Origin of the sequence: Schaalia odontolytica (assembly GCF_031191545.1) — a bacterium.
Lineage (GTDB): Bacteria > Actinomycetota > Actinomycetes > Actinomycetales > Actinomycetaceae > Pauljensenia > Pauljensenia odontolytica.
Genome location: NZ_CP133472.1, coordinates 1,369,084 through 1,394,226 on the forward strand (window position 1 = coordinate 1,369,084; position 25,143 = coordinate 1,394,226).

Annotated in this window: 22 protein-coding genes and 1 tRNA gene; 18 read left to right on the forward strand and 5 right to left on the reverse strand. The window is 66.4% G+C overall.

Going from position 1 to position 25,143, the window contains the following annotated elements; translation table 11 throughout:
• Nucleotides 1-88: 88 nt before the first annotated feature.
• The 5 genes from RDV55_RS05795 (at nucleotide 89) to RDV55_RS05815 (ending at nucleotide 6,497) form a co-directional block, all read left to right on the forward strand.
• Nucleotides 89-796, forward strand: a complete 708-nt coding sequence (locus RDV55_RS05795; RefSeq protein WP_111823411.1) for a response regulator transcription factor — start codon at nucleotides 89-91, stop codon at nucleotides 794-796.
• A complete protein-coding gene (locus tag RDV55_RS05800) occupies nucleotides 793-2,370 on the forward strand; it encodes a sensor histidine kinase (protein WP_111823412.1) in 1,578 nt (525 codons plus the stop codon). Before RDV55_RS05795 ends, RDV55_RS05800 begins: the two co-directional genes overlap by 4 nt.
• Before the next feature lie 224 nt (nucleotides 2,371-2,594).
• On the forward strand, nucleotides 2,595-3,911 hold the full coding sequence (locus RDV55_RS05805) for an aspartate kinase (protein WP_111823413.1): 1,317 nt from the start codon (nucleotides 2,595-2,597) through the stop codon (nucleotides 3,909-3,911).
• A 141-nt stretch (nucleotides 3,912-4,052) separates the two neighbouring features.
• A complete protein-coding gene (locus RDV55_RS05810; RefSeq protein WP_111823414.1) occupies nucleotides 4,053-5,099 on the forward strand; it encodes an aspartate-semialdehyde dehydrogenase in 1,047 nt (348 codons plus the stop codon).
• A 1,134-nt stretch (nucleotides 5,100-6,233) separates the two neighbouring features.
• Nucleotides 6,234-6,497, forward strand: a complete 264-nt coding sequence (locus RDV55_RS05815; RefSeq protein WP_133256516.1) for a hypothetical protein — start codon at nucleotides 6,234-6,236, stop codon at nucleotides 6,495-6,497.
• Between the two features lie 1,018 nt (nucleotides 6,498-7,515).
• Here RDV55_RS05815 and RDV55_RS05825 read toward each other — a convergent pair.
• Nucleotides 7,516-7,589, reverse strand: a tRNA-Gly gene (locus RDV55_RS05825).
• Between the two features lie 677 nt (nucleotides 7,590-8,266).
• Between RDV55_RS05825 and RDV55_RS05830 the strand changes: the two genes are divergently transcribed.
• The 3 genes from RDV55_RS05830 to trxA all read left to right on the forward strand — a co-directional run bounded on the left by RDV55_RS05830 (nucleotide 8,267) and on the right by trxA (nucleotide 9,916).
• Nucleotides 8,267-8,686, forward strand: coding sequence for an NUDIX domain-containing protein (locus RDV55_RS05830; protein WP_111823415.1), 420 nt, complete (start codon nucleotides 8,267-8,269; stop codon nucleotides 8,684-8,686).
• Nucleotides 8,687-8,817: 131 nt separating this feature from the next.
• Nucleotides 8,818-9,456, forward strand: coding sequence for a TetR/AcrR family transcriptional regulator (locus tag RDV55_RS05835; RefSeq protein ID WP_111823416.1), 639 nt, complete (start codon nucleotides 8,818-8,820; stop codon nucleotides 9,454-9,456).
• Nucleotides 9,457-9,550: 94 nt separating this feature from the next.
• Nucleotides 9,551-9,916, forward strand: a complete 366-nt coding sequence (gene trxA, locus RDV55_RS05840; RefSeq protein WP_111823417.1) for a thioredoxin — start codon at nucleotides 9,551-9,553, stop codon at nucleotides 9,914-9,916.
• Between the two features lie 68 nt (nucleotides 9,917-9,984).
• Here the strand turns inward: trxA and RDV55_RS05845 are convergent, their stop codons facing one another.
• Complete coding sequence (locus RDV55_RS05845; RefSeq protein WP_111823418.1) at nucleotides 9,985-10,599, reverse strand: GNAT family N-acetyltransferase; 615 nt, start codon at nucleotides 10,597-10,599, stop codon at nucleotides 9,985-9,987.
• Nucleotides 10,600-10,762: 163 nt separating this feature from the next.
• Here RDV55_RS05845 and RDV55_RS05850 point away from each other — a divergent pair, with 163 nt between their 5' ends.
• From RDV55_RS05850 to RDV55_RS05860, 3 genes are read left to right on the forward strand one after another with little or no spacing between them, the layout of a single operon-like run.
• The gene (locus tag RDV55_RS05850; RefSeq protein WP_111823419.1) at nucleotides 10,763-11,827 is read left to right on the forward strand and encodes an efflux RND transporter periplasmic adaptor subunit; all 1,065 of its coding nucleotides are present in this window, start codon (nucleotides 10,763-10,765) and stop codon (nucleotides 11,825-11,827) included.
• Nucleotides 11,824-12,660 (forward strand): ABC transporter ATP-binding protein, encoded by an 837-nt coding sequence (locus RDV55_RS05855; RefSeq protein WP_111823420.1) that lies wholly within the window; start codon nucleotides 11,824-11,826, stop codon nucleotides 12,658-12,660. Before RDV55_RS05850 ends, RDV55_RS05855 begins: the two co-directional genes overlap by 4 nt.
• Nucleotides 12,657-13,988: an ABC transporter permease gene (locus RDV55_RS05860; RefSeq protein WP_111823421.1), complete on the forward strand. Its 1,332-nt coding sequence runs from the start codon at nucleotides 12,657-12,659 to the stop codon at nucleotides 13,986-13,988. The genes RDV55_RS05855 and RDV55_RS05860 overlap by 4 nt, the downstream gene beginning before the upstream one ends.
• Before the next feature lie 79 nt (nucleotides 13,989-14,067).
• On the opposite strand, the gene RDV55_RS05865 is transcribed toward RDV55_RS05860, so the two are convergent.
• Entirely contained in the window at nucleotides 14,068-14,904 is an 837-nt protein-coding gene (locus RDV55_RS05865; RefSeq protein ID WP_111823422.1) for an HhH-GPD family protein, read from the reverse strand.
• Between the two features lie 254 nt (nucleotides 14,905-15,158).
• Between RDV55_RS05865 and RDV55_RS05870 the strand changes: the two genes are divergently transcribed.
• The 5 genes from RDV55_RS05870 to RDV55_RS05890 all read left to right on the forward strand — a co-directional run bounded on the left by RDV55_RS05870 (nucleotide 15,159) and on the right by RDV55_RS05890 (nucleotide 19,026).
• Nucleotides 15,159-15,485 (forward strand): TM2 domain-containing protein, encoded by a 327-nt coding sequence (locus tag RDV55_RS05870; RefSeq protein ID WP_111823423.1) that lies wholly within the window; start codon nucleotides 15,159-15,161, stop codon nucleotides 15,483-15,485.
• A gap of 219 nt (nucleotides 15,486-15,704) precedes the next feature.
• Entirely contained in the window at nucleotides 15,705-16,526 is an 822-nt protein-coding gene (locus RDV55_RS05875; RefSeq protein ID WP_111823424.1) for a TM2 domain-containing protein, read from the forward strand.
• Between the two features lie 44 nt (nucleotides 16,527-16,570).
• Nucleotides 16,571-17,152, forward strand: a complete 582-nt coding sequence (gene dcd / locus RDV55_RS05880) for a dCTP deaminase (protein WP_111823425.1) — start codon at nucleotides 16,571-16,573, stop codon at nucleotides 17,150-17,152.
• A 47-nt stretch (nucleotides 17,153-17,199) separates the two neighbouring features.
• Complete coding sequence (locus tag RDV55_RS05885; protein WP_111823539.1) at nucleotides 17,200-18,735, forward strand: hypothetical protein; 1,536 nt, start codon at nucleotides 17,200-17,202, stop codon at nucleotides 18,733-18,735.
• A gap of 78 nt (nucleotides 18,736-18,813) precedes the next feature.
• On the forward strand, nucleotides 18,814-19,026 hold the full coding sequence (locus tag RDV55_RS05890; protein ID WP_009213035.1) for a TOBE domain-containing protein: 213 nt from the start codon (nucleotides 18,814-18,816) through the stop codon (nucleotides 19,024-19,026).
• A gap of 71 nt (nucleotides 19,027-19,097) precedes the next feature.
• On the opposite strand, the gene RDV55_RS05895 is transcribed toward RDV55_RS05890, so the two are convergent.
• The gene (locus RDV55_RS05895; protein ID WP_111823426.1) at nucleotides 19,098-21,593 is read right to left on the reverse strand and encodes a (Fe-S)-binding protein; all 2,496 of its coding nucleotides are present in this window, start codon (nucleotides 21,591-21,593) and stop codon (nucleotides 19,098-19,100) included.
• A 174-nt stretch (nucleotides 21,594-21,767) separates the two neighbouring features.
• Between RDV55_RS05895 and purF the strand changes: the two genes are divergently transcribed.
• Both purF and purM read left to right on the forward strand, forming a co-directional pair.
• A complete protein-coding gene (gene purF, locus RDV55_RS05900) occupies nucleotides 21,768-23,336 on the forward strand; it encodes an amidophosphoribosyltransferase (protein WP_111823540.1) in 1,569 nt (522 codons plus the stop codon).
• 98 nt (nucleotides 23,337-23,434) lie between these two features.
• Entirely contained in the window at nucleotides 23,435-24,595 is a 1,161-nt protein-coding gene (gene purM, locus RDV55_RS05905; protein WP_111823427.1) for a phosphoribosylformylglycinamidine cyclo-ligase, read from the forward strand.
• A gap of 211 nt (nucleotides 24,596-24,806) precedes the next feature.
• Here purM and RDV55_RS05910 read toward each other — a convergent pair whose 3' ends face one another.
• Nucleotides 24,807-25,088: a DUF3073 domain-containing protein gene (locus tag RDV55_RS05910; protein ID WP_111823428.1), complete on the reverse strand. Its 282-nt coding sequence runs from the start codon at nucleotides 25,086-25,088 to the stop codon at nucleotides 24,807-24,809.
• Nucleotides 25,089-25,143: the final 55 nt, after the last annotated feature.

A 25,143-nucleotide genomic window follows, 5' to 3' on the forward strand; every position in this document is an offset into this window, starting at 1 on the left:
GGTGCCTCGTGGGTCGCATGTTCTTCTGTCAGTGACGCACGTGTGACACAATCGTAGGGACAGCGCTGGGTGACACGAGGAGGCGAGAATGGCGATCCAGGCGAGCTCAGGCGCGGCCCGAGTCCTGGTTGTTGACGACGAGGAGATGCTGGCGGATCTGCTCTCGCAGGCGCTGCGCCACGAGGGCTGGGAGACGGCCACGGCGAAGGATGGGTTGGACGCGCTGGCGAAAGCGTCGAGCTTCCACCCGGACGTCGTGATCCTCGACGTGCAGATGCCGCGCATGGATGGCCTGGAGACGCTGGAGCGCCTGCGCGCTCGCGATCCCGAGTTGCCGGTCCTGTTCCTCACCGCCCGAGACGCGGTCGCCGATCGCGTGCAGGGCCTGCGTGCGGGCGCTGACGATTACGTGACAAAGCCCTTCGACCTGGATGAGGTGGCGGCGCGCGTGGAGGGCTTGTTGCGTCGAGCGGGACGAAGCCAACAGTCGGCCTCGGCGGTGTTGCAGGTCGCCGACCTGACCCTCGACGTAGACTCCCACGATGTGCGACGAGACGGTGAAGAGATTACGTTGACGAACACTGAGTTCGAATTGCTCCGGTATCTCATGGAAAACGCTGGAATCGTGCTGTCCAAGCAGAAGATCCTGGATGCCGTGTGGAGCTACGACTTCGGCGGTCAGGTCAACGTCGTCGAGCTGTACATCTCCTACCTGCGTAAGAAGATAGACGCCGATCGCCCCGCTCTGATCCGCACGGTGCGCGGTGCCGGATACATCATGCGGGAGCCCCAGTGACGCACCGACCATCCCTCGCGGGGCGCTTGTCCCGCGCGCTCGCCGCGTGCGTCGCCCTCGCGCTCATCGTCATGGTCGCCGTGTCCACCCTGGTGATGCGCTCGTGGATGCTCGCCAATCTCGACTCTGAGTTGGCCCGTCTTTCTCAGCGCGTGGCCGAGCGCCTGCAGCTTGAGGACGAAGCCGACGAGGACGCCCAGTCTGATTCGCCGGATGACGAGGCCGGGAATTCGGGCGATGGTGCCGACTCTGACGATGACTCAGAATCGTCCGATCAGTCCGAGGATCAGCCGTCTCCTCCTGCCCCGCCGGCACGAGGGGAGCGGGGTCCAGGTTTTGGTGGCTCCGGTATCTCGGAGGGCACCCTCCAGTACGTGGATGAGGATGGTGAGGTAGCGGGAGCGATCGTCTCCAACTTCTCGGTCAGGCCCCTCGACGAACATGCCCTGGCGGTCCTAGGTGACGTGCCTGTCGATGGGATTGCCCGAACGGTGCGCCTCAAGAGCTGGGGATCTTTCCGGGTCCGCGCCCAGGTCTACGACGGCAGGACGGTCCTGGTGGGCGTGCCGATGGATAGGGTCGAGGACGTTGTCTTGATGCTCGTCGCCGTCGAGGTGGGGCTGTCCCTCGTCGTCGCCATTGCTTCCGGTGTCGCCGGCCGAGCGTGGGTGCGCCGCGAGCTGCGCCCGCTCGCCGTCGTGCGCGCCGCGGCCTCGGACATCGCACGCCGAGACTTGGCGGAGGAAGCCGAGGATCTCACGCGCGTGGGTGACGAGGCCACTTCCGGACCTGTCGAGGTCGCGGAGGTCGCGGGTGCCCTCAACTCAATGATCGACGCGGTCGAGGACGGCCTGGAGCGTCGCGCCCGCAGCGAGGCGAGGCTTCGCCAGTTCGTCGCGGACGCCTCGCATGAGCTGCGCACCCCGCTGGCCTCCGTACAGGGATACGCGCAGTTGGCGCGTCGTGACATTGACGAGGCCTCCCGAACCCAGGCGCTCGAGCGCATCTCCTCGGAGGGGGCGCGTATGGCGTCCCTCGTGGAGGAGCTGCTGACGCTCGCACGCCTGGATGGAGAACGCGCTCTCAAGCGCGACGATGTCGACGTTATCCCGCTGATACTGTCCGCGCTGTCAGACGCCCACGTGGTCGCACCCAACCACGCATGGGAGCTCGGAGAGGCCGCGGACGTCCAGGTCCTCGGCGACGAGGCAGCCCTGCGTCAGATCCTCGCGAACCTGCTCGCCAATGCTCGCGTGCACACTCCCGCGGGGACCCGCGTCATCGTCTCCCTGTTCCGTGCCCGCGAGGATGCGCTGCCCAGTCAGGGTGCCTCGGCCTCGTCCATGGTGACGCTGCGTGTCGCGGACGACGGGCCCGGCATTCCGGCGCAGATCCGCGACCGCGTCTTCGATCGTTTCGTGCGCGGAGACTCCTCGCGCACGCGCGACGGTCATGGCTCCTCGGGCCTGGGCATGTCGATCGTCGAGTCGCTGGCTCGCGCGATGGGCGGGTTCGTGGGGCTGGTGGATTCCGAGAAGGGGACCGTCGTCGACGTGACATTGCCCGCCGCCTGAGTTCGGCCCGCACGCGCGGCGGCCACCCTCGCTGGTCAGGCGCGTTGCGATTGCGGCGCATTGTGCGAAGGTGTGTCCTGCGTCGCGCCCGCGCGTGCGATGTCACGCACGCCCACATTCCGGTCGTTTCCAGCGAGACGTCTCATGCGCCGTAGGATTGTCTCGGTGGCCCATGCCACCCGAATGCGTGCAGATTAACACGTACCGATAGAAATGAGGCTCTAGTGGCACTGATCGTGCAAAAGTACGGCGGTTCTTCCGTCGCCGACACCGAGGCCATGAAGCGCGTCGCCCAGCGCATCGTGGACGCGCACAACGCCGGACACCAGGTCGTTGTCGTCGTCTCGGCGATGGGCGACACGACGGACGACCTGCTCGACTCGGCGGCCGCCCTGACCTCAGCCCCGCCCGAGCGCGAGATGGATATCCTCCTCTCGGCCGGCGAACGCATCTCGATGGCACTCCTCGCGATGGCCGTCAACGAGCTCGGCGTCGAGGCCCGCGCCTACACCGGCGCGCAGGCCGGCATCCAGACCGACAGCCGCTTTGGTGCCGCACAGATCGTCGGCATGGTCCCCGAACGAGTCGCCCGCGCCGTCAAGGACGGCCAGGTCGCCATCGTCGCCGGCTTCCAGGGCATCTCCAAGGACGACGACGTGACCACGCTGGGCCGCGGAGGCTCCGACACGACCGCCGTCGCCCTGGCCGCAGCCCTGCACGCCGACGTGTGCGAGATCTACACGGACGTCGACGGCCTTTTCTCCGCCGACCCGCGCATCGTCCCCAAGGCTCACCGCCTGCGCACCCTCACCCAGGAAGAAACCCTGGAAATGGCCGCGCACGGCGCCAAGATTCTCCACCTGCGGGCAGTCGAATTCGCCCGCCGCTACGGAGTCCCCCTGCACGTGCGCTCCTCGTTCTCCGAAAAGAACGGGACCTGGATCTCCGACGCCCCCGCAAACCCCGAACTCAAGGGCCTCGTGCCCGACGCCGCCCTGAAGTCCCCAGAGGAAAACGCCATGGAAAAGCCCGTCATCTCCGGTATCGCTCACGACCGCTCGCAGGACAAGATCACCGTCACCGACGTGCCGAACAGTCCCGGCGTCGCCGCCCGCGTCTTCGCCGTCGTCGCCGAGGTCGGTGCCAACATCGACATGATCGTCCAGAACATTCCGGTGTCGGACCCAACGAAGGCCAACATCACCTTTACCCTGCCCGAGGGTGACGCGCGCAAGGCCCTCGACGCCCTCGAAGCCCACCACGACGAGATCGGCTTTAATGAGCTGCGCTACAACCCCAACATCGGCAAGCTCAGCCTCGTCGGCGTCGGCATGCGCACCAACCCCGGCGTCTCCGCGCGCCTGTTCAGCGCCATGTCTGACGCGGGCATCAACATCGACCTGATCTCCACCTCCGAGATCCGCATCTCGGTGGTCACCCGCCTCGAAGACCTCGATCGCGCCGTGCAGGCCGTCCACACCGCCTTCGGCCTGGACGCCTCCGAAACCGAGGCGGTTGTCTACGGCGGCACCGGCCGCTGACCCTCCACGGACGAGGCCCGGGCCGGCCCCGCTTGTCGGTGCGCTCCCGGAGCTCCCCGAGAGTTTGCCCGTCGTCCCCCTAGATTTCACCCAGCGTTCGCCCCGTCGTATGGGCGCGCGCACCAACACAAGGAGAACACCATGAGTGGATTCAATGTCGCCGTCGTCGGCGCCACCGGCCAGGTCGGCCGAGTCATGCGCACCCTGCTGGAGGAGCGGGGATTCCCGGTCGAGACGATTCGATTCTTCTCGTCCGCGCGTTCCGCGGGCCAGACCCTGACATTCAAGGGGCAAGACATTGTGGTCGAGGACGTGGCGACGGCCGACTACTCCGGCATCGACATTGCCGTGTTCTCCGCGGGCGCCACCGCCTCGCGCGAGTACGCTCCCAAGTTCGCGGCCGCGGGCGCGGTCGTCGTCGATAACTCCTCCGCGTGGCGTAAGGACCTTGAGGTCCCGCTCGTCGTGTCCGAGGTCAACCCCGACGACGTCGAGAACCGCCCCAAGGGCATCATCGCGAACCCCAACTGCACGACCATGGCGGCCATGCCCGTCCTGGCACCCCTCGTCGAGGCGGCCGGCGGGATCAAGCGCCTCTTCGTGTCCTCCTACCAGGCCGTGTCCGGGTCGGGCCGCGCAGGCGTTGCCGAGCTGACCAGTCAGATCGAGGCCGGCGTCAAGCAGGATCTCGCGGGCCTTGCCCTCGACGGCCGCGCCGTCACCCTACCCGAGCCGGGCGTGTACGTCGCGCCCATCGCCTTCGACGTCGTCCCGCTCGCCGGCTCCATCGTCGACGACGGCAGCGAGGAGACCGACGAGGAACAGAAGCTGCGCAACGAGTCGCGCCGCATCCTGCACGCTCCCGAACTGGCGGTGTCTGGCACCTGCGTGCGCGTGCCCGTCTACACCGGCCACACCCTGACCATCCACGCCGAGTTCGCCGGCGACATCACGCCCGACCAGGCGCGCGCTCTGCTGTCCGAGGCTCCCGGCGTTCGCGTCGTTGACGTTCCCACCCCGCTCGAGGCCGCTGGCCGCGACGAGGTCCTCGTGGGCCGCATCCGCCACGACCAGGCTGTGCCCGGCAACCGCGGACTTGTGCTCGTCGTTTCCGGCGACAACCTGCGTAAGGGCGCCGCCCTCAACGCTGTCCAGGTCGCCGAGGTGGTGGCTTCGCGCATGCGCTGATTACTCGGTCCTCGGCTGCTTATAGCGCGCGTTGTGCGTGTTGTGCGCGTCGCGTGAGGACTGTTCCCCGGTGCCATGAATGGCCCAAAACTGTGTGACGAACGCGCGGCGGCCCTGCGGGCTGCCGCGCGTTCGTGTTGCCGGGTTGTGTTGCCGGGTTGTGTTGCCGGGCTAAATGGTCAGGTTGGGACGCTGGACTGGTTGGTTGTGCCGGGCCTTTGCTTGTGTCGCTGGGCAGTGGCCCGCCCGCGAGATTGCCACACGCGCGCCTGCGACTCGGAGTGGTTGATCTCGAGGCTCGTCCTGGCCTTGCCGCCACCCGCCGCCACCGGGGCCATGCCCTGCAGGCCACGCGGTACAGCGGCTTGGAGTGGTTGATCTCGAGGCTCGTCCTGGCCTTGCCGCCACCCGCCGCCACTGCGGCGTGGCTCCGCAGGCCGCGTGGCCCAGCGGCGTGGCCCAGCGATTGGCTACTTGGAGCGCAGGGGGCGTGCAAGTCTCGTGCTGCTCCCGTTTCGGGTGGGCTATGCGTTCTGGATGGGAAGTTGTCATCTGGATGGGAGTGGCTGTTCTGGATAGGTTAGGTTCGCATTCAGAACGTCATAACCTATCCGGAGTGTTATCTCCGATCCGGTTTGTTATCTCCGATCCGGATTGGGAGCCTGCCAGCGACGGCGAGGCGGGTGCTTCGGGGCGCGCGGGGTATGTCGCCATGAGAGGCATCGGAATGGTGGGCTGTTGGTTCGCACGGCGAAGGAGCGGTGCTCCGGGGTGGGTTTTGCACGCCGATGGGTTATGTACGCGGATAGGATATTGCTATATGGATAGGTTATGAGGATGCGGATAGCTTATTGACCTATCCGCATCGCGATAACCTATCCGCATCGTCGCAACCTATCCGCGTGCTTCCTGCCTATGTGAGAAGGATCGGTCCTCCGGATATCCGCCATCCAAGGGCCCGTGCTCAGGTCGAGCTGCCCGAGCCTCACATGGCCAGGCTGCCGCCGACGGGCATCGTGGTCGGGCCTCGGCACTGTCCAGGGCACAATGAGTGGCTTTTGGCCTCCAAATTCATGACAATGCTTGTTGGGGTGAGGTATGCACCCGATCGGGAACATTCAACACCTTCTGATCGTGTTGATTCGTCCCGATGGGTTGAATCCTCTGACACCTTGTCAGGCTTTCTTGCTCTGTGGTGAAACTGGTGGCACCTTTGTTGGTGCTCTTTCTCTCTGGGGTGCAACCGTTGGCACCTTTGTTGCTGGATGGGTGATGCAATCTGAAGGTCGCAGTGAACTGCTGATACTCACCCACGTTGTGGTGAAACTGGTGGCACCTTTGTTGGTGCTCTTTCTCTCTGGGGTGCAACCGTTGGCACCTTTGTTGCTGGATGGGTGATGCAATCTGAAGGTCGCAGTGAACTGCTGATACTCACCCACGTTGTGGTGAAACTGGTGGCACCTTTGTTGGTGCTTCTTCTCTCTGGGGTGCAACCGTTGGCACCTTTGTCGGTGCTTTTTCCCTTGGATTGCAACCGTTGGCACCTCTGTTGATCATAAACGGCTGTTTTTGGGGCATTTTTCGCCGACAGAGGTGCTGGGGGTTTCATCCAGCAGCCTGTGTCTCCCGACGGTGGTGGCACTGGTTTCATCTGCTTGTAGATGAGTCCGGTGAGAGGCATCGCTGATTTCAGCGGGACGCTACTCGATGCCACCGTTATCTAGCAAGGATGCTGTCTAGGTTCTAGTGGTGGTTGCAACGGATCTTGGTGAAGGAATTCGTCGTGGCCGGTGTTGGTCGTGTTTTTCAGGGGGTTGAGTACCCCTCCCGACGTGAGGCGTGTCAGGCTCGACATCGGGAGTATGTCCGGGCTCTTGCTGATGGTTTGAACGTCACGCAGGCAGCTCATGCTGTTGGTGCCTCGAAGTGGACAGGCAAGGTCAGGACCGGGGTGCGTTGCGGATGTGGTGGCAGAACGATTGCCCCAGCGAGGTCAGAATAGTTGAGAATTGGGAGTTTTTGATGCGCTGGGTCGATGGATGTTTCATCGTGCCGTGCCGTGCCGTGCCGCGCCGCGCCGTGTGTCATGGCGGGGTGTTGTTTCGATTATGCCCGTGATGTTGCTGAGGCTTCTGCGGAGGAAATGTTCCTTAGTCGGCTTGTCGTTGACTAAAACGGGATGCGACTCTCCTGTCACGAGCAAAATGCGTCAACACAGGCCGGTTGGAGCGGGAAAGCAGAGTTGTGTGCCGAAAGCGTTGTTGCGTGGTCTTGGTTGGGTGGGCTATGTGCTGAGGTTCGTGCCGCGTGGCTCTTGCTAGGTGAGTTCTATCCCAAGCGCCCCTGTCGCGCTCGGTACGCCGCGGGCTCGCCACGCGGGCACAACAAAACCGCCCGGCGCAGCGCCGGGCGGGAGTGGAGCGGGCGACGGGAATCGAACCCGCCTCTGAAGCTTGGGAAGCTTCCATTCTACCGATGAACTACGCCCGCAATTCATCGCCCCGAAGGAATCGACCCGTCGATCATATCCTCACGCCGGACAGCCGCGCAACCGGCGTCGGTTGGGTTGCTCTGCGGGTTGGCCGGATGGGGTGTGATGAGTAGTGGTGTTGGCGTGCCGAGTGTATGGGTAGTCGGGTGGCACGGCCGCTATCCGGTGCGTCAACCCTGGTTTGAGTCCCGGGGCGTGCGGTGGATGCGTGGTGAGTCCCGGGGCGTGCGGTGGATGCGTGGTGAGTCCCGGGGTGGTTGGTGTTGACGTGCCGAGTGTATGGGTAGTCGGGCGGCAGGGGTGGCTATCGGCCGCGCCAACCTGTGGGTTGAGCCCCAGGCGTGTGGCTGATGCGTGGTGAGTCCCGGGGTGTGCGGTGGAAGTGTGGTGAGTCTCGGAGTGTGCGGAGGATGCCTCACGGTGCGCACGTCGTAGCCTGTCGAGGCTGGTGAGCCCCGGGGCGTCCGGCGGATGGGAGCACGACGGGTGGCGACGGTGGTGTGTGGGCTGCCCGGATAGCCGCGCAACCGGTGTCATGATGGGTGCATTCAATGCGCAACTCGCCTCCCCGTCGCTGCGCCGCCGTCTGCGATCGCTGCGCCGCCGTCTGCGATCCCTGCGCAGTGTGCTCCCGCAGGCCAGATACACTGGGGTCGCCCAACTGATTGGAGTTCCCATGCCTCGTCCCGTGGTGGCGGCCGCGATTGTCGATTCGCTGAGTGCGCCCACGATGCTGCTCGCATGCTCGCGCGCGTATCCCGAGGAGCTGCGCGGCCAATTCGAGCTGCCCGGAGGCAAGGTAGAGGAGGGCGAAGACCCCGAGGCCGCCCTTGAGCGCGAGATCGTCGAGGAGCTCGGCACCCACCTGATCATCGGCGAGCGCGTGTGTCCCGAGGGTGGGCAGTGGTGGCCGATCCTGGGAGGGCGCGTCATGGGCGTGTGGCTCGCCGAGGTCGCGCCAGGCTCGCGGGCTCCGAGCGCGGGTGTCGATCACCTGGAGGCCCGGTGGGTCCCGCTGGCCGACCTGGGTGATCTGCCGTGGATCGTCGCCGATCTGCCGATCGTCGAGGCCGTGGTCGCCCGATGCGTTCGCTGACGTTCCGGAGCTAGTCGGCTCTGCGTGCGCGCCGCATGACGTGTCGCGTCGCACGCCGCGCGAATGCGCAGCGCAACCCCCGAGCCTGCATCATTTGACGACACATAGGGCAATGGTGTCAGAATGTGCGCATGCCGAAGATTATTGGGGAGTCCCTCGCCTCTCACCGCGAGCTGACCCGTGCGCGCCTCTTCGAGGCTCTCGGGACGCTCATGGGGGAGCAGTCCTTCGAGTCGATCACCATGAGTCAGATCGCCGAGCGCGCGGGCGTCGGACGCACGGCGGTCTACAACCATTTCGCGGACAAAGAGGTGCTCCTGCTCGCCTATATGCGCGAGGTGACGACTGAGTTCGCGCGTGTCCTGACGCGGTGCCTCGAGGCCGAGCCGGATCCCCTCATGCGCCTGCGCATCTATATTCGCTCCCACCTGCAGATGATCGGCCGCTACCACGTGAAGGCCGGCATGGGTTTGCGCCGTCATATGTCCGGGCGCGGAGCCTCCCACCTCCATGACCATGCGGGCCTCGTCGGCGAGGTGCTCATCGGTATTCTCGACGAGGCCATGGATCGCGGGCTGATTGCAGAACAGAACACACTCGGCGCGGTTCACCTCATCCACGCGACTCTGCAGGGCCAGCGCCTTCCCAAGGATCCGGTGCATCGCGAGTCTGCGCTCGTCCTAGTAGAGACCTTTATTTTGCGAGGCCTGGGTGCCTCGGAGAAGAACGTGCGTCAGGTCACTGCCTCCGCTCTCCCTTCAGGGGAATAGAGGGCGCGCCGCGCCCGTTGAATAGAACAGTTCACGCGAGGCCCCACGCCCCGCCCCAACGACCGTCGGATAAGCCGGCGACAACAGGAGAATCATGGCTACCGTCACCCTCACGCAGGAAAACTTCGAGCAGACTGTGTCTGGCGAGGGCATCGTCCTCGTCGATTTCTGGGCGACCTGGTGCGGCCCGTGCCGCCAGTTCGGCCCCATCTTCGAAGAAGCCTCCGAGAAGTACCCGGACGTCGTGTTCGGCAAGATCGACACGGATGACCAGCAGCAGCTGGCGATGGCCGCGCAGATCACCTCGATCCCGACCCTCATGGCGTTCCGCGATGGCGTCGCGGTGTTCCGCCAGTCCGGTGCCCTGCCGCTGTCCGCGCTGGAGGACCTGATCTCCCAGATCCAGAACCTGGACATGGACGACGTGCGCAAGAAGATCGCCGAGTCCGAGCAGAAGTGACCGCGCGCAACTAGCTGACAGGGCCCCGAGGCGTCACGCCTCGGGGCCCTCATCTATGTCCGCACCGCTCAGGCATCGAGCGCTCGCGGGAGGCGTCGCGTAATCAGCTCGTGGTCGGCGTGATTGCCCACCATGAAGGAGTATTCGCCGACGACCTCGAAACCGTGCCGGGCATAGAAACGCTGAGCGCCGTAGTTTTCGCTCCACACTCCGATCCACAGGGTGCGCGGACCGTCGCGCTCGAGCCACTGAAGCGCGGTGTTGAGCAGGGAAGTCCCGCGGCCGCCACCCTGGTGGCCCTCCAGGATGTAGAGGCGCTGGATCTCCCCGTCGCCCGGCCCCGCGTCCGGGTGGGGCAGGTGCGCGGGACAGGCGGTCACGTAGCCGATGAATGACTGAGAATCCGACGAGGTTGGGGCCTCGGAAGCGGGATCCGGCGCGGTCGGGTGGTCGGCCGTGGAGGAGTCGGGCTGTGCGGCGGCCTCGCTCGCGTCGTCGATGAGCAGCCACGTCGCCCGGTGAGGATCCTCGAGCTCAGCGCGAAGAACGCCCGGGGAGTATTCCTCGTCGAGGAAGGCCGCCAGATCAGCGGGGTCGTAGAGGTGGCCGAAAGTCTGCGTGAAACAGGTGCGCGAGAGGGTGGACAGTGCCTCGGCGTCTGCGGGGGTGGCGCGGCGGATCATGGACTGCCTTTCGTTGGTGTGTTACCCATGGTAGGGGGTCGTGTGCTCGCCGCCCACCCGGCGGCGCGGCCCCTGAAATTACCCTGAGAAGATGGGGATGCGTTGCTGCGTGGATGAGGCGCACCTTACAATTGAGCAACGCCGTTCATCGAAGGAGGCCCACGTGGCGCACAAGACCCGCACCGCTCAAGTGCTCGACGTTATCAAGGTTCTCGCCTGGGTAGTTATCGCCGTGTCCTTGGTGAAGTTCGCGTTCTTCCCCGCAGCCGCGGAGGATGAGGGAGGCGATGGTATCGAACCGGGTGGCAACTTCGGGCAGATGACGATCGGGGTTGGCCGCGCCGACATTACGAACACGGTGAGCGTGACGGGAACGATCCAAGCCGACGAGCCGGTCGTCGCCCGCGCGACTCTTGACGGCAACGTCGTGCGCACCTTCGTCAACGATGGCGACACGATCTCCAAGGGTGACGCCATCGTCCAGATCCGCAAGGAATTCCCGGGCGAGACCCGACAGGTCACCGACGAGGAAGGCAACGTGAACGTCGAGACCTCCGAGCCGACCTACAAGTACGAAACCGTCGTGTCCCCCGGCGATGGGACGGTGTCGACGGGTGTGCTCGTCGGCCAGCAGTTCGCGATCGGCGACACGGTCGCGACGATCGCACCCGCGACCTTCTCCGCGGTCGCCTCGCTCAGCGCGGATCAGATGTACCGCCTCCAGGACGCTCCTTCGACGGCCACGGTCACCATTAAGAACGGCCCTGCGCCCTTCGAGTGCTCGGGCGTCAAGCTGGTGAGCCCGACCAGCAAGCAGCAGGATCCCAAGACGAATGCGGGGAACGACAACGGTGCTTCGGCCTCGACGGACCTGAAGGCGCGCTGCGCGATCCCCTCCGATCAGACGGTTTTTGCGGGCCTGCAGGTGACCCTCGAGATGACGGCCGGATCGGCGACGAATGTCCTTGCGGTGCCGATCTCCGCGGTCGAGGGGCGCTACCAATCCGGATCCGTCTACCTGCCGACCTCCGACCCGTCCAAGCCGGACAAGCGCGCCGTCACCCTGGGGATCACGGATGGCAAGATGATCGAGGTCAAGGAGGGCCTGACGGAAGGCGAGGAGATCCTCGAGTTCACCCCGACCTCGAACAAGGACAACGAGGATGGCCCTTCCGGCCCCTACGGTGGCATGGCCGGAGGCGTGGGCGACACGGCGGGCACGCGATGAGTCTCGTGTGCCTGCGGGACGTGACCCGCACGGTGACCCTACCTGACGGGGAGGACCTACACATTCTGCGCGGCGTCAACCTGGACGTCGCCCAGGGTGAGCACGTCTCCATCGTGGGCCGCTCGGGCACCGGCAAGTCCACGATGCTCAACATCATCGGCCTGCTGGATACCCCCACCTCGGGAACCTACGAGCTGGACGGCGTGGACACGACGCGCCTGGGCGAGGGGCGCCGCGCGCGCATGCGAGGGGAAGACTTCGGCTTCGTGTTCCAGCAGTTCAACATCTTTTCTGCGCGCACGGCCGCCGAAAACGTCGAGGTTCCCCTCCTGTACGCTCCCGGCCCGCAGCTGCTGCGAAGGCGCTCGATCGCCATCGACATGCTCGATCGCGTTGGCCTGAGCGAGCGCGCGGACTCCTACCCGGGCGAGATGAGCGGCGGCGAACAGCAGCGCATCGCGATCGCGCGCGCCCTGGTGCGCCGCCCGCGAGTCATCCTCGCCGACGAGCCGACGGGGGCCCTCGACCCGGACACCGGCCGCCTCGTGATGGCCCTCTTGGAGGAGGTTGCCCGCGAATCCAACGCCGCGCTCATCGTCATTACGCACGACATGGCCGTGGCCGCGCGGGCATCGCGGGCCTACGAGCTCTACGACGGCACCCTGCACGAGGTCGAGGACCCCTCCGCTCTCGCTGACCGCGGGGAGGCTGAGCACTCGGGTGAGCAGGCGGTGGCAGGTCCCGCGTCAGCCGAGCCTCCGTTGCCGCCCGAGGCAGACCCGGTAGCCGAGCGGGCCTCGTCCCCCTTGACGTCGCAGGAGGGTGAGCTGTGAACGCTGTCAGTCAGATCCTGGGTGCCCTCATCGAGGCCTGGGGTGAGGTAAAGGTCCAGAAGGCGCGCGTCGTCCTGTCGCTCGTCGGCGTGGTCGCGGCCGTGGCCGCCATGACGATCGTCATCGCGCTCGGCGACCTCATCCTGCAATCCTCGCGCGAACTCGCCGAACTCTACGAGGGCCGCTCCGTCACCCTGCGCCTGAACCCCGAAAACTCCTCGTCCAACTCGGCGGCGTCGGCATCGAGCGGCCCCTACCAGGACACGAGCGGCCCCTCCTCGCCCGACGGCGCGCAGGCCGCCAAGCGACCCGACGATAAGGACGCCGTCGGCGAGGCAATGACGACCCTTGCTGAGCGCACGGACATCCACTACTGGTCGCGTTTCTCCAGCGGCAGTGGCGATATCGTCGAGGTGCGCCAGGCGAGGGCCAGCGGCCAGTTCCGCGGCTATCCCCTCGCAAACATTGCCGACATGATCGACGGCGTGACATTCCAGGGTGTGGACCCCTCCTATGAGGTCATCTTCCGAACGCGCTTGCTGGCCGGACGCTGGGTGTCCCAGGCCGACGCGGATCAGCGGCTGACCCCCGTCGTCATCTCCGAAACGCTGTGGAAGCAGTTGGGTCGCGCACCCATCGACCAGGTTCCGATCGTCCTGCACACGAGCGACGGTACCGCGATGCGAGTCGTTGGCGTCACCAAGGCGACGAGCTCCTTCGATATGCCCACTGTGTTCGCCCACTACGACGCTGCCCGAGTCTCCTTCCCGCAGATGAGCTCTCCGTCCATGATCGCCTGGGTCGGCACCGAGAACGCCGATCAGGCCCGCGAGACACTGCCGCGCGCCCTGGCCTCGATCCTTGGCGAGGGGTGGCGGGTCTCCATCTCCGGCGGGGAGCGCTTGGACACGGGTGAGGAACAGCTGGGCACGATCTCCACCGTCATCATGATCATCGGCGGCATCATCGTGTTCCTGGGCGCACTGGGCCTGCTTAACGTCGCGATCGTGACCGTGCGCCAGCGCGTGCGCGAGATCGGCATTCGCCGCGCAGTTGGTGCCTCCGCGACGCGCGTCTTCTTCGCCGTCTTCATGGAGTCGGTCGTCGCGACCTTCGTCGCCGGTGTCGTCGGTGTGGGTATCGCGGTCGTCGTCGTCCGCTTCCTGCCCCTTGAAGCGATGGGTGTCCACCTCAGTGATACGCCGGCGTTCCCTGCAGGCGCCGCTATCGCGGGTGTCGCGATATCGACGAGCATCGGCGCGCTGTGTGGCATCATTCCGGCGTTCGCGGCTGTGCGTGTCAAGCCGATCGACGCGATCCGCTACTGAGTGTCGATAAACGAGGCGGTGGTCCGCTTCCGCTTGTGCGCCCGTACCGTGGGGCTAGCCCCGGCCTCGTCCCTGCGCGTTAACGTGGTAGGGTGACGCGCTTGGAGTCTTCGTCGTAGACGATCATGCCCTCCTTGATGAGGGCGCGGTATACGCGGGTGGGTTGGTAGCGGTCGCCGCCGTCGATGCGGGCGACGTCGAGCACGCGGCGCTTGGTCAGGCCTTCCGAGCCCTCGAAGTGTGCGGTGCGCAGGGCTTTCATGATGCGGCCGCGGGCCTGGCGGTCTGTGCCCGCGTAAGGTTGGGGAGTGGGGCGCTTCTCGTCCTTGGGGTAGCCGGCGCTTGCCCACGCGCAGTTCGTGCGGATCGTGCACTCGTTGCACGACGGGCTGAGCTGGGTGCATACCAGGGCACCGAATTCCATGAGTGACAAACTCACGTCGGCCGCGTCGTGACCATTTTCGGGTAACAATACGTCGGCCCGGGATGTTTCGGCCTTTGAGGGCGTGGTGTGGGGAGGGAACTCCCTGCCGTCCAAAAACCTGACCAGCACGCGCCGAACGTTTGTGTCGAGGACCGGGACGCGGATCCCGTGGCGGAACGCCAGCAGTGCGGAGGCCGTGTAGACGCCGACGCCCGGGAGGAGGGTCAGGTCCTTCATGGTGAGGGGGACCTCGCCGCCGTGCTTCTCGACGATCGCAGTGGCACATGCTTTGAGGCGCAGGGCGCGCGATGGGTATCCCAGGTTTGCCCAGGCAACAATGATGTCGGCCGACGAGGCGGTGGCTAGATCCGCGGGGGTCGGCCAGCGTTCCATCCACTCGATCCAGATTGGCTGAACGCGAGAAATCGGCGTTTGCTGGCTCATGATCTCGAAGACGAGGCTTCCCCAATCGGAGACGTCGGCTGCGCGCATAGGTAGATCGCGCTTATGTGTCGCGAACCATTCAGGCAGCTTGCTCAGGAGTGCGTGAGAGGCCTCCGCCGTAGGATTTATGAACACCTAGTCAGTGTATGAAATAACTGCGCACCGTGACGAACGAAGAGAATTATGATGTGATGTGCGACATAAAAGGGGGCGGATGTTGTACAAAAGCAAAAACGTTCGCTAGTCTGACCATGTTTTCGAAAGACGCCCCTTGTGGGCCCCATCAAGTACAGGAGACTTTAATGTCCGCTCCTCAGATGCCCTCGTTCAACACCCCCGGCCAGGGCAAGTCCCGCATGATCGCCGGCCTGCTCAACCTGTTCCTCGGTGGTATTGCCGCCGGTGACTTCTACCTCGGCCACATGAAGATCGGCGCGATCCGCGTTGCCGCCATGATCGGCAGTTACGTCCTCATGATGATCGGTGGCGCGATGGACAGCGGTCTGATCGGCGGCATCGGCTACCTGCTCGTCTGCCTCGTTGGCCTCGCTTCCCTCGCGTGCGCCGTCATGACCTTCATGGGCAAGTGGATCTACGAGAAGGACGCCAACGGCGTTCCCACCGTCTGAGTTGTGCCTGTGCGCGCAGTGAGCGCGCGCTAACAACTTGATGCGTGGGGCCCGGCTTGAAGCCGGGCCCCACGCTTTTTTGTCACGATGGTGTGGTGGGGCATCCGGGATCAATCAGGGGGGTTTCGGGGTGTACCTAGCTTCCGTGCATCAGCCGGTGCACGCTAGGCTGTATGAGTACGGCCGTCCGCGGCCCCACGACAATCGAAAGGCTCTCCCATGACGATGCCCGACCCGCAGGCCAGCCCCTCCAGCCCTCAGGATCCTGCGAAGGTTACGGTCCCCGAGGTTCCCTCGGCCGATTTCTCGATTCCCGACGCGCCCGAGGTTGAGGCCGCCGCTGAGATCCCCGCGCCCGAGGTCCCGGCCTTTGAGACTGCCGCTGAGATCAGTGTTCCTGACGTTCCCTCGTTTGAAGCAGCCGCCGAGGTCAGCGCGCCTGAGGTCCTAGCGCCTGAGGTCCCCGCCCCTGAGGTTCCAGCGCCAGAGGCGCCGACCTTCCCCCAGGCCTCGGCCCCGTCTTTCGATGAAGCCACGGCGACCCCCGGCTCGACCACGTACGGCACGGCCTATGACGTGCCTGCGGCCGACGCCTACGCGCAGGCGGAGCAGCCTGCCTACGGTGTCCCCGGCCCCGAGACGAACTCCCAGGCCCCCTACGGTCAGCCCGGCTTCGAGCAGGCAGCTTACGCGGCGGGCCAGCAGGCCTACGGTCAGCCCGGCTTCGAGCAGGCAGCTTACGCGGCGGGCCAGCAGGCCTACGGCCAGCCCGGTTACGCCCAGACCGCGTACGCCCAGCCCGTCGTCGCTGGTGCCCCTAAGCAGTGGATGGTTGCCTTGCTCCTGGGAATCTTCCTGGGTGGCTTCGGTATCCACAACTTCTACCTGGGCTACACCACTCGAGGCATCATTCAGCTGGTCCTGACGATCACCGTCTTCGGTGCTCCCATCACCGGCGTGTGGGTCCTCATTGAGCTCATCATGATCCTCATGCGCTCCGGTTCTTACGCGTACGACGCGCAGGGTGTGCCCCTGCAGTGACCCTGAGGCTGTTGTCGTGGCGCTGAGTATGCGACAATCGATTCATGCTGCTCAGTGACCACGACATCAAGGCCTCCCTGGACTCCGGGCGTATTCAGCTCGACCCGCTGGACCGCGACCTGGTTCAGCCAGCCAGCATTGACGTGCGCCTGGATCGCCTGTTCCGCCTCTTCGATAACCACCGCTACCCGGTGATCGACCCCGCGGCGGATCAGTCGGACCTCACCCACCTGGTGGACGTGGGACCCGACCAGCCTTTCGTGCTGCATCCCGGTGAGTTCGTCCTGGGTGCTACGTATGAGCTCGTGACCCTGGGTGAGGACATTGCCGCGCGCCTGGAAGGCAAGTCATCGCTGGGCCGCCTCGGCCTGCTCACGCATTCGACCGCCGGCTTCATCGATCCGGGTTTCTCCGGCCACGTGACCCTCGAGCTGTCGAATACGGCGACGATGCCGATCCTGCTCTACCCGGGCATGAAGATCGGGCAGCTGTGCTTCTTCGACCTGTCGTCCCCGGCTGAGCATCCCTACGGCTCGCAGGGCCTGGGCTCTCACTATCAGGGCCAGCGGGGCCCCACCCCGTCGCGCACCCACGAGCGCTTCACGCGCACGCGGATCGAACGGTGACGATGATGCCTGCCCTTCCTCCTCCGCCCCCGTCCCGGCGTGAACGCATGCGTGCAGAGCGCGCTGAGCGTGCGGCCCGCGAGCTGAGCTATCCGCCACCTCCGGAACCCGCCAACCTGCAGGCTCCGCCTGCGCCGGAGCCGCCCGCGCCGACACCCGTTATGGGGGTTCCGCAGGCGAGCAGTGCCGCGCATGGCAACGGTAGCGGCGAGGCGCCGGTTGGTATCCCCCCGGTCGTGCCTTCCCCGACGCGCACAGGCGTCATCCAGGGTGTCGCCCTGCCGGGTATGACTCCCCGCAGCGAGCAGACCACCAACAGGGACGAGGCCCCCCAGGCCTCGCCGGTGAGGCGTTCCCTCAAGGAGCGCATGGCCGCCGCCCCGCATTCTTTCGCCGATCCGACGCCTGTGAGTTCTACGGATAATCCGCTCACCCAGACGAATGTCGGGCTGACGACGATCACATCGACGGACGCCGCCTTTCAGATCGCCGCAGACGGCGAGGTGACCAGCGCCGAGGCTGCCGTCCCGATCGCCGCGGCCATCGAGCTGGATGAACCCGCCGGAGTCATCGACCTCGAGGACGCCCGCAGCCACCACATCTTTCTCGTCTCGGACGCGGTTGACCCCGCTGAGCTCGAGGCCCTCGCAATCTCCATGTGGGACGAGGCCGGATGGATCGCGCCGGGGCGTTTGCGCCTCTCCTCGGAAGCCGAGCTCGAGGGTCCGTGGACTCTCGACCAGCCGACCCGCGCAGCCTTGGGCACCCCGGCTTCGCTGACGAACGCGTGGGTCCTGCGCTGCCCGCAGGCCCATGCCCGCCAGCAGAGCAACGGCATGATGGGCGATTGGGACAAGGCGTTCCCCGACGGCGTGCCCACGGGCCTGGAATACCGCGTGCTTGAGGCGCTGCGCCGCATGGCCCGACGCCTCGCCGGCGGCCTACGCCTCGCCGGCAGCGGCTATGTGATGGTCCCCGACGCCGACTCGGCCGTGAACCTGACGGTGTACTCTCCGCGCTGGATCAACCCCGAGGACCTGCTCTCCGCGATGCGTGAGCGGGCTGGATTTGAGCAGATGAAGGACGCGCGCGACATCACGCCCGAGGCACCCAAGCCCGCTCCGCTCAGCCCCGCGCAGGTCGCACAGATCGAGAAGCTGAAGGCCGAAATGGGCCCGGTTCGCAAGGACATCGCCTCCAAGCTCGCAAAGGCCCGCGAGGAACTTGAGGCCCAGCGGGACAAGCCGCAGGTCGTCGACGGTTACGCCCTCATGAGCCCGATCGGGCACCGCTCGGACATGATGATCGAGGTCCATGCCGTGCCCACGCCGCCGCGAGTGCTGCGCTGGGAGCCGTGGACCGCTGGAGCCATCATCGAGTACCAGATTCGTTGGCTGCCTACGTCCGCGCCGACGCCCGGTGTCGGCACGATGAGCCGTACGTCGCGCCTCGAACGCCTGCGCTCCACGCAGGACATCGAGAAGGCCGCCGGGATGATCGCGACCCTGGCGGGTGGCAACGTCATCGACGAGGACGGATTCCTGGTTGGCCTCGAAGAGATCTCCCCGGAGGACGAGGGCTAGGCGTTGTCCGTAGACGGCGGCTCTCGCCTCCGTTAGGGTTTCTATGCCTGCAATCCGACTAACGAAAGGGCATACGTTATGAAGCTCTCCGCACGCAACCAGCTTCCCGGTACCGTGGTTGAGGTCTGTGAGGGTGCCGTCAATGGCATCGTCAAGATTGAGGTCGCTCCTGGCCTGGTCATCTCCTCGTCGATCACGAACGCCGCCATCGAGGAGCTCGGCCTGACCGTTGGCTCCAAGGCCGTCGCCGTCATCAAGGCTTCCAACGTCATCGTCGGCGTTGAGGACTGATCGCTGTCACGTTGAAGGGCGGCCCCGCAGGTTTTCCTGCGGGGCCGCCCTTTCGTCTGAGGCGCGCGGGGCTACTGTCCGCGCTTGACGGACTCCAGGAGCATGACGGCCACGTCCCGCACCTCCGGGAGCTTCCCGCCCGCTGCGGCCGTGGCGTCCTCGGCCCCCTGGTCGGCGGCGTCGGAGGAGACGAAACCGGCGGAGGAACCAGACGCGGAGCCGAGCATTTGCGAGCAGAAGGGGCAGGCCGTCGCGACGACGTCCGCGCCCGTGGATGCGGCCTCGACGATGCGGGCGTCCGCGATGCGCACTCCTCGCGTCTCCTCGAACCAAGCGTGCGCGCCGCCCGCGCCGCAGCACATCGCGCGGTCGCGGTTGCGTGGCATCTCGACGAGTTCCACGTTCGGCAGGGAGCCCACGAGCTCGCGCGGAGGCTCGTAGACGCGGTTGTGGCGTCCCAGGAAGCATGCGTCGTGGTACGTGACCTTCAGGGGTGCCCCGATCGAGGCAGCGCCGCCCGAAGGCTGCGCCCCGGCCTCGCCCGCGGTGTCCTCGGCCGTGGAGGCAGCTGTGGGGGCTACGGGCGTGAGCAGGCCGTCGCGAACCAGGCGGTTGAGGAGCTGCGTGTGGTGGACGACGTCGAAGGAGCCACCCAGCTCCGGGTACTCGCCGGCGATCGTGTTAAAGCAGTGTGCGCAAGACACGACGATCTTCTGGGGCTTGGCCTCCTTAAGCGTGTCGATCGCCTGGGCGGCCAGCATCTGGAAGAGCGCCTCGTTGCCGGCGCGGCGGGCCGGGTCACCCGTGCAGGACTCGCCCGAGCCCAGGACCGCGAAGGACACGCCCGCCGTGTGCAGCAGCTCGGCGATGGCGGCGCTGGTCTTCTTCGCCGTGTCGTCATAGGCGCCCGCGCAACCCACCCAGAACAGGTAGTCGACCTGCGAGGCGTCCTCGATGTCCTCGCCGACGACGGGGATGTCGAAGTCCAGCTTCTTCGCCCAGTCCATGCGCTTGCGCGCGCTCTGGTTGTAGGGGTTCGCCTTAGATTCCATGCCGCGGAAGGCGCGGCCCAGCTCGCGGGGGAAAGCGCCCTCCATGAGGACCTGGTGGCGGCGCAGGTCGAGGATGTGGTCGATGTGCTCGATGTCGACGGGGCACTGATCGACGCAGGCACCGCAGTTCGTGCAGTCCCACAAGACCTCTTCGGAGACGACCTCGGGGACCAGGGGAGCGGTCACCGCGGAGACGCCCTCGGGGCCGGTCGCGCCCGACAGGGACAGGACGGAGACCAGATCGAAGGAATGCGGCGAGGCCGGCACGCCCTTGTCGAGGAGTAGCTCGCCCTCTTCGAGCTTCTGGGGTCCGGCTTCCTGCTCGACGATCTGCACGTTGGAGGCGGACTCCATGTGGTCCCGCAGTCCCATGATGAGCAGCTTGGGGGACAGGGGCTTTTGCGTGTTCCACGCGGGGCACAGCTCCTGGCAGCGTCCGCACTCGGTGCACGAATACAGGTCCAGGCGTGCCTTCCACGAGAAATCCTCGACCGTCCCCACGCCCAGGACCGCGTCCTCGGGGATAGAGTCGAAGTCATCCTCGCTGGTCACGGGCTTTCCACCGATAAGCATGTGGTCGGCCGGCCCCAGGGACTTCGTGCCGTCGGCGTTTCGGCGCGTGTACAGGTTGAGGATCGCGACGAAGCGGTGCCAGGCGACGCCCATGCCGGTCTGGATGCCGATGACCGTCAGCCAGGTCATGGAGGTGAGGACCTTCAGGGCGCTGACCAGCACGATCGCGTTCGCCAGCGAGGTGGCCGAGGACGAGGCGGCACCCACGAAGAGCGCGCCGAGCCAGGCTGTGAGCGGGAAGTGCAGGGCCGAGGCGTGCGCATCGAGACCCGGCGTGACGCTGAAGATCGCGTATTCGAGGCCGCGCAGGACCACGACGCAGGCACACACGATGAGGATCACCCACTCGACGAAGATCGCCTGCCAGCGGGTCGAACCCAGGAAACGGGACGCCAGGCCGCGCGGGGAGGAATCGCGCGGGTGGGGCCGACTCAGGGACGAGGGCGGGGTGCCATCCGGGTCAGCCGCGGCCGCAGCGCCGTCGGGATCGTCGTTGGACAGGGCCGCCTCCGTGGCGGTGCCGTGCCCGGCGCGCTGGCGCACGACCATCAGCGCGATGATGCCAGCCAGGCCTCCCCACGCGAAGACCTCGGTCAGCCACTCCCACGGCGCGAAATGGCCGAGGAGGGGCAGCGTGAAGGTCTGGACGCGCAGCTGCGCATACCCCGTGACCAGGGTGAAGAAGAGGATCGGGAAGGACACCATGACCAGCCAGTGGGCCGCCTTAATCCACGGGCGTCCCTTGAACTCGCGGTGGGTCAGCGCCGCCGAGACGACGCCCCACGCTCGCTTGCCCACGGGGGCCAGGCGTCCCGGGTCCGGCGTGCCCGCCGACACCGTCCGCCACATGTGCGCAAGACCTCGCGCGAACGACAGGACGGCCAGGGCGCTCACCAGCAGGGCGAGACCCCACATGATGGCGCTGAGCGTCGGATTGGCCACGTTTCCTCCTCTTGATTGCTGCACTCCATTGTGTCACCTCGACCATGGGGGACACGATTCTGCCCCGCAAAGCGTGCGCAATTACGCGCTCAGCGGCGCTCGCGGGTGCGTAATGTGCTCACCTCAACGTGGACTCATGCCACGGGACGAGAAAAAATGTGCGAGAGTGTGAGTGTGCTTCCCGTCTCGCAGCCAGACATGACACTGTCCGACCAGGAACTCTTCGGAGACGATCACCCCCACGATCACTGTGGGGTCTTCGGAGTTTGGGCCCCGGGCGAGGACGTTTCTCGCCTCACCTACTTCTCCCTCTATGCCCTGCAACACCGCGGCCAGCAGAGCGCGGGTATTGCGACGTCGAATGGCAAGCAGATCCTCGTGTACAAGGATCAGGGCCTCGTGTCGCAGGTTTTCTCCGAACAGTCCCTGCAGGGCCTGCGCGGCCACATCGCCCTGGGTCACGTCCGCTACGCGACGACCGGTGCCGACGTGTGGCGCAACGCCCAGCCGACTCTGGGTCCCACCCCCACGGGCACCCTCGCGCTGGCACACAACGGCAACCTGACGAACACCGTCGAGCTGCGTGAGCTGGCCGTCGCCATCGCCGACGACGGCGAGGACTTCGAACGCGGGGCCTCCACCGACACCTCTCTCGTGACCGCGCTGCTGGGCATGGCCGACCGCATTCCGGGGCCGACCCCCTTCATCGCGTCTCCATCCGTGACGCCCGCCGAGCGCGAAGGCGACGAGGCCGCCCCGGCCTCGTCCGTCACCGAGCCGGAGCCCGCGCCCCTGGTCGGTGCCGCCCTGAAAGTGCTGCCGCGCATCAAGGGCGCGTTCTCCCTGGTCTTCATGGACGAGAACACGCTGTACGCCGCGCGCGACCCTCACGGCTACCGGCCGCTCGTGCTGGGGCGCCTCGCCTCCGGGTGGGTCGTCGCCTCCGAGACCGCTGCCCTGGACCTGTGCGGTGCGGCCTTCGTCCGCGAGGTCGAGCCCGGCGAGCTCATCTCCATTGACGAGTCGGGCGTACACTCGCGCCGCTTCGCGATGCGCCGCTCCAACACCTGTGTGTTCGAGTACGTGTACCTGGCCCGCCCCGACACGACGATCGGCGGGCGCCGGATCGTGGCCGCACGCCACGAGATGGGCGCTGCCCTGGCGCGCGAGAATCCCATCGTGGCGGACCTCGTGATTCCCACCCCCGACTCGGGCACGCCCGCGGCGATCGGCTACGCGCAGGAGGCGGGGATCCCCTTCGCGCAGGGTCTCGTCAAGAACGCGTACGTGGGAAGAACCTTCATTCAGCCCACGCAGTCTCTGCGCCAGCTGGGCATCCGCCTGAAGCTCAACCCGCTGCGCGAGGTCATCGAAGGCAAGCGCCTGGTCGTCATCGACGACTCGATCGTGCGCGGCAACACGCAGCGCGCGCTGGTCAAGATGCTGCGCGAGGCCGGGGCCGCCGAGGTGCACATCCGCATCTCCTCGCCGCCGGTGCTGTGGCCGTGCTTCTTCGGCATTGATTTCCCGACACGCGCCGAGCTGATCGCTTCGTCCATGAGCGTCGAACAGGTCCGCGGCCACCTCGGGGCCGACTCTCTGGCCTACCTGTCGATTGACGGGATGGTCGCCGCCACCGGACAGGGCACGTCCCTGTGCCTGGGCTGCTTCACCGGCGAATACCCGGAGACGATCCCCGCCGGCACGCCTATTCCCGGAACCCCAGACGCCACCCCCTGCTAACCTCCACGCCCGCGACGCACCTGCGCCGCGGGCGTTTGACCAGTCCTGACCCACCCAGAAACGGCCTCGTCGAGCGCCCCACGCGAAAGGCACCACCCATGACCGACACCCCCCTGGACTACGCGACCGCTGGCGTCGACACGGCTGCGGGCGACCGCGCCGTCGAGCTGATGAAGAGCGCCGTCGCCGCCACCCACGACTCCACCGTCCTGGGCGCGACCGGCGGATTCGCCGGTATGGTCGACGCCTCGGCGCTGCTCGGCATGCAAAAGCCCCTCCTGGCCACGTCGACCGACGGCGTCGGTACGAAGATCGCGATTGCGCAGGCCATGGACGTGCACGACACGATCGGCCAGGACCTGGTCGGCATGGTCGTCGACGACATCGTCGTGATCGGCGCGCGCCCGGTCCTCATGACCGACTACATCGCGTGCGGGCGCGTCGTCCCCGAGCGGATCGCCGCGATCGTCACCGGAATCGCGCGGGCGTGCGAGGCCACCGGCACGCCCCTCGTTGGCGGCGAGACCGCCGAGCACCCGGGCGTCATGGAAGCGGAGGACTACGACATCGCTGGCGCGGCGACCGGCGTCGTGGACGCCTCCAAGCTGCTGGGCCCCGAGCGCGTCGCAGCTGGCGACGTCGTCATCGCTTTGGCTTCCTCGGGCCTGCACTCCAACGGCTACTCGCTGGTGCGCTCGGTGCTCTCCCGCGTGGGTGCCTCGCTCGACTCGCACGTTGCCGAGTTCGGCCGCACGCTCGGCGAGGAACTCCTCGAGCCCACGCGCCTGTACACGCGCCTGTGCCTGGACCTGGTGGATCGCTTCGGCGTGGAGGGTATCCACGCCTATTCGCACGTGACCGGCGGCGGCCTGGCCGCGAACCTCTCGCGCGTCCTGCCCGTCGGAGCGATCGCCACCGTCGACCGCTCGACGTGGACCATCCCCGCCGTGTTCGACTGGGTGCGCCGCGGCGGCGACGTGAGCTGGGTCGGCATGGAGGATTCCCTGAACCTGGGCGTCGGCATGGTAGCCGTCGTGTCGGCTTCCGTGGCCACCGAGGTTCTGGCCGCGGTCAACGAGGCCGGGGTGGCCGCCTGGGTCCTGGGTTCCGTCACGTCGGCCAGCGCCGATGGAAGCGTGGACGGCTTCGGGTCGGTGGCCGACCTGAGTGCGGATTCCTCTGGCGTGCGCCTCATCTCCGGCACGAAAGGCGTGCAGGCAGGCGCCGTGCTCATGCACGGCGAGTACCGCGTCGGCTGAGCGCCCGCCGCGCCTGCCGTGAGTGCGCGTCAGGGGTCGGGGCCCGAGGCCTCGGCCCCTTGCAGCATGAGCGAAGGTGGCCGCGTACGCTGCGGGCGCTCGGTCGTGATGGGCATGTCGCGGCGAGCGCTCAGCGCACGGGGATCAGGAAATCAGACGCGGGTACGCCAAATCGGCGGACCGCTTTCGGGTCCGCCGTGTGGCTGAGCCGTTACTTATTCGTGGAGGAACCACCCGTCCAGAAGGACTCATCGAGCAGCTCTGGATCGATGTCGTCTTCTTCCGCGGGCATCTCTGCGAAGTCGGCGTATTTCGAGTAGAGGTCGTCGTCGATCGCATCGTCCTCTTCGGGCTCGTCCGCCGGCACGTGTGCCAGGTACGAGTCCTCATCCGCCAGCTCTCGCTGAAGTGCGTTTAGGTCGGTGTCGGGGCTGAAATACTTCAGCTTCCGAGCGACTTTCATCTGCTTAGCCTTTTGACGGCCGCGCCCCATGGCGTCGACCCCCTCCGCGTCGTTCGGGTCCGCGTGAAGCGGTTCCCTGGGTGTT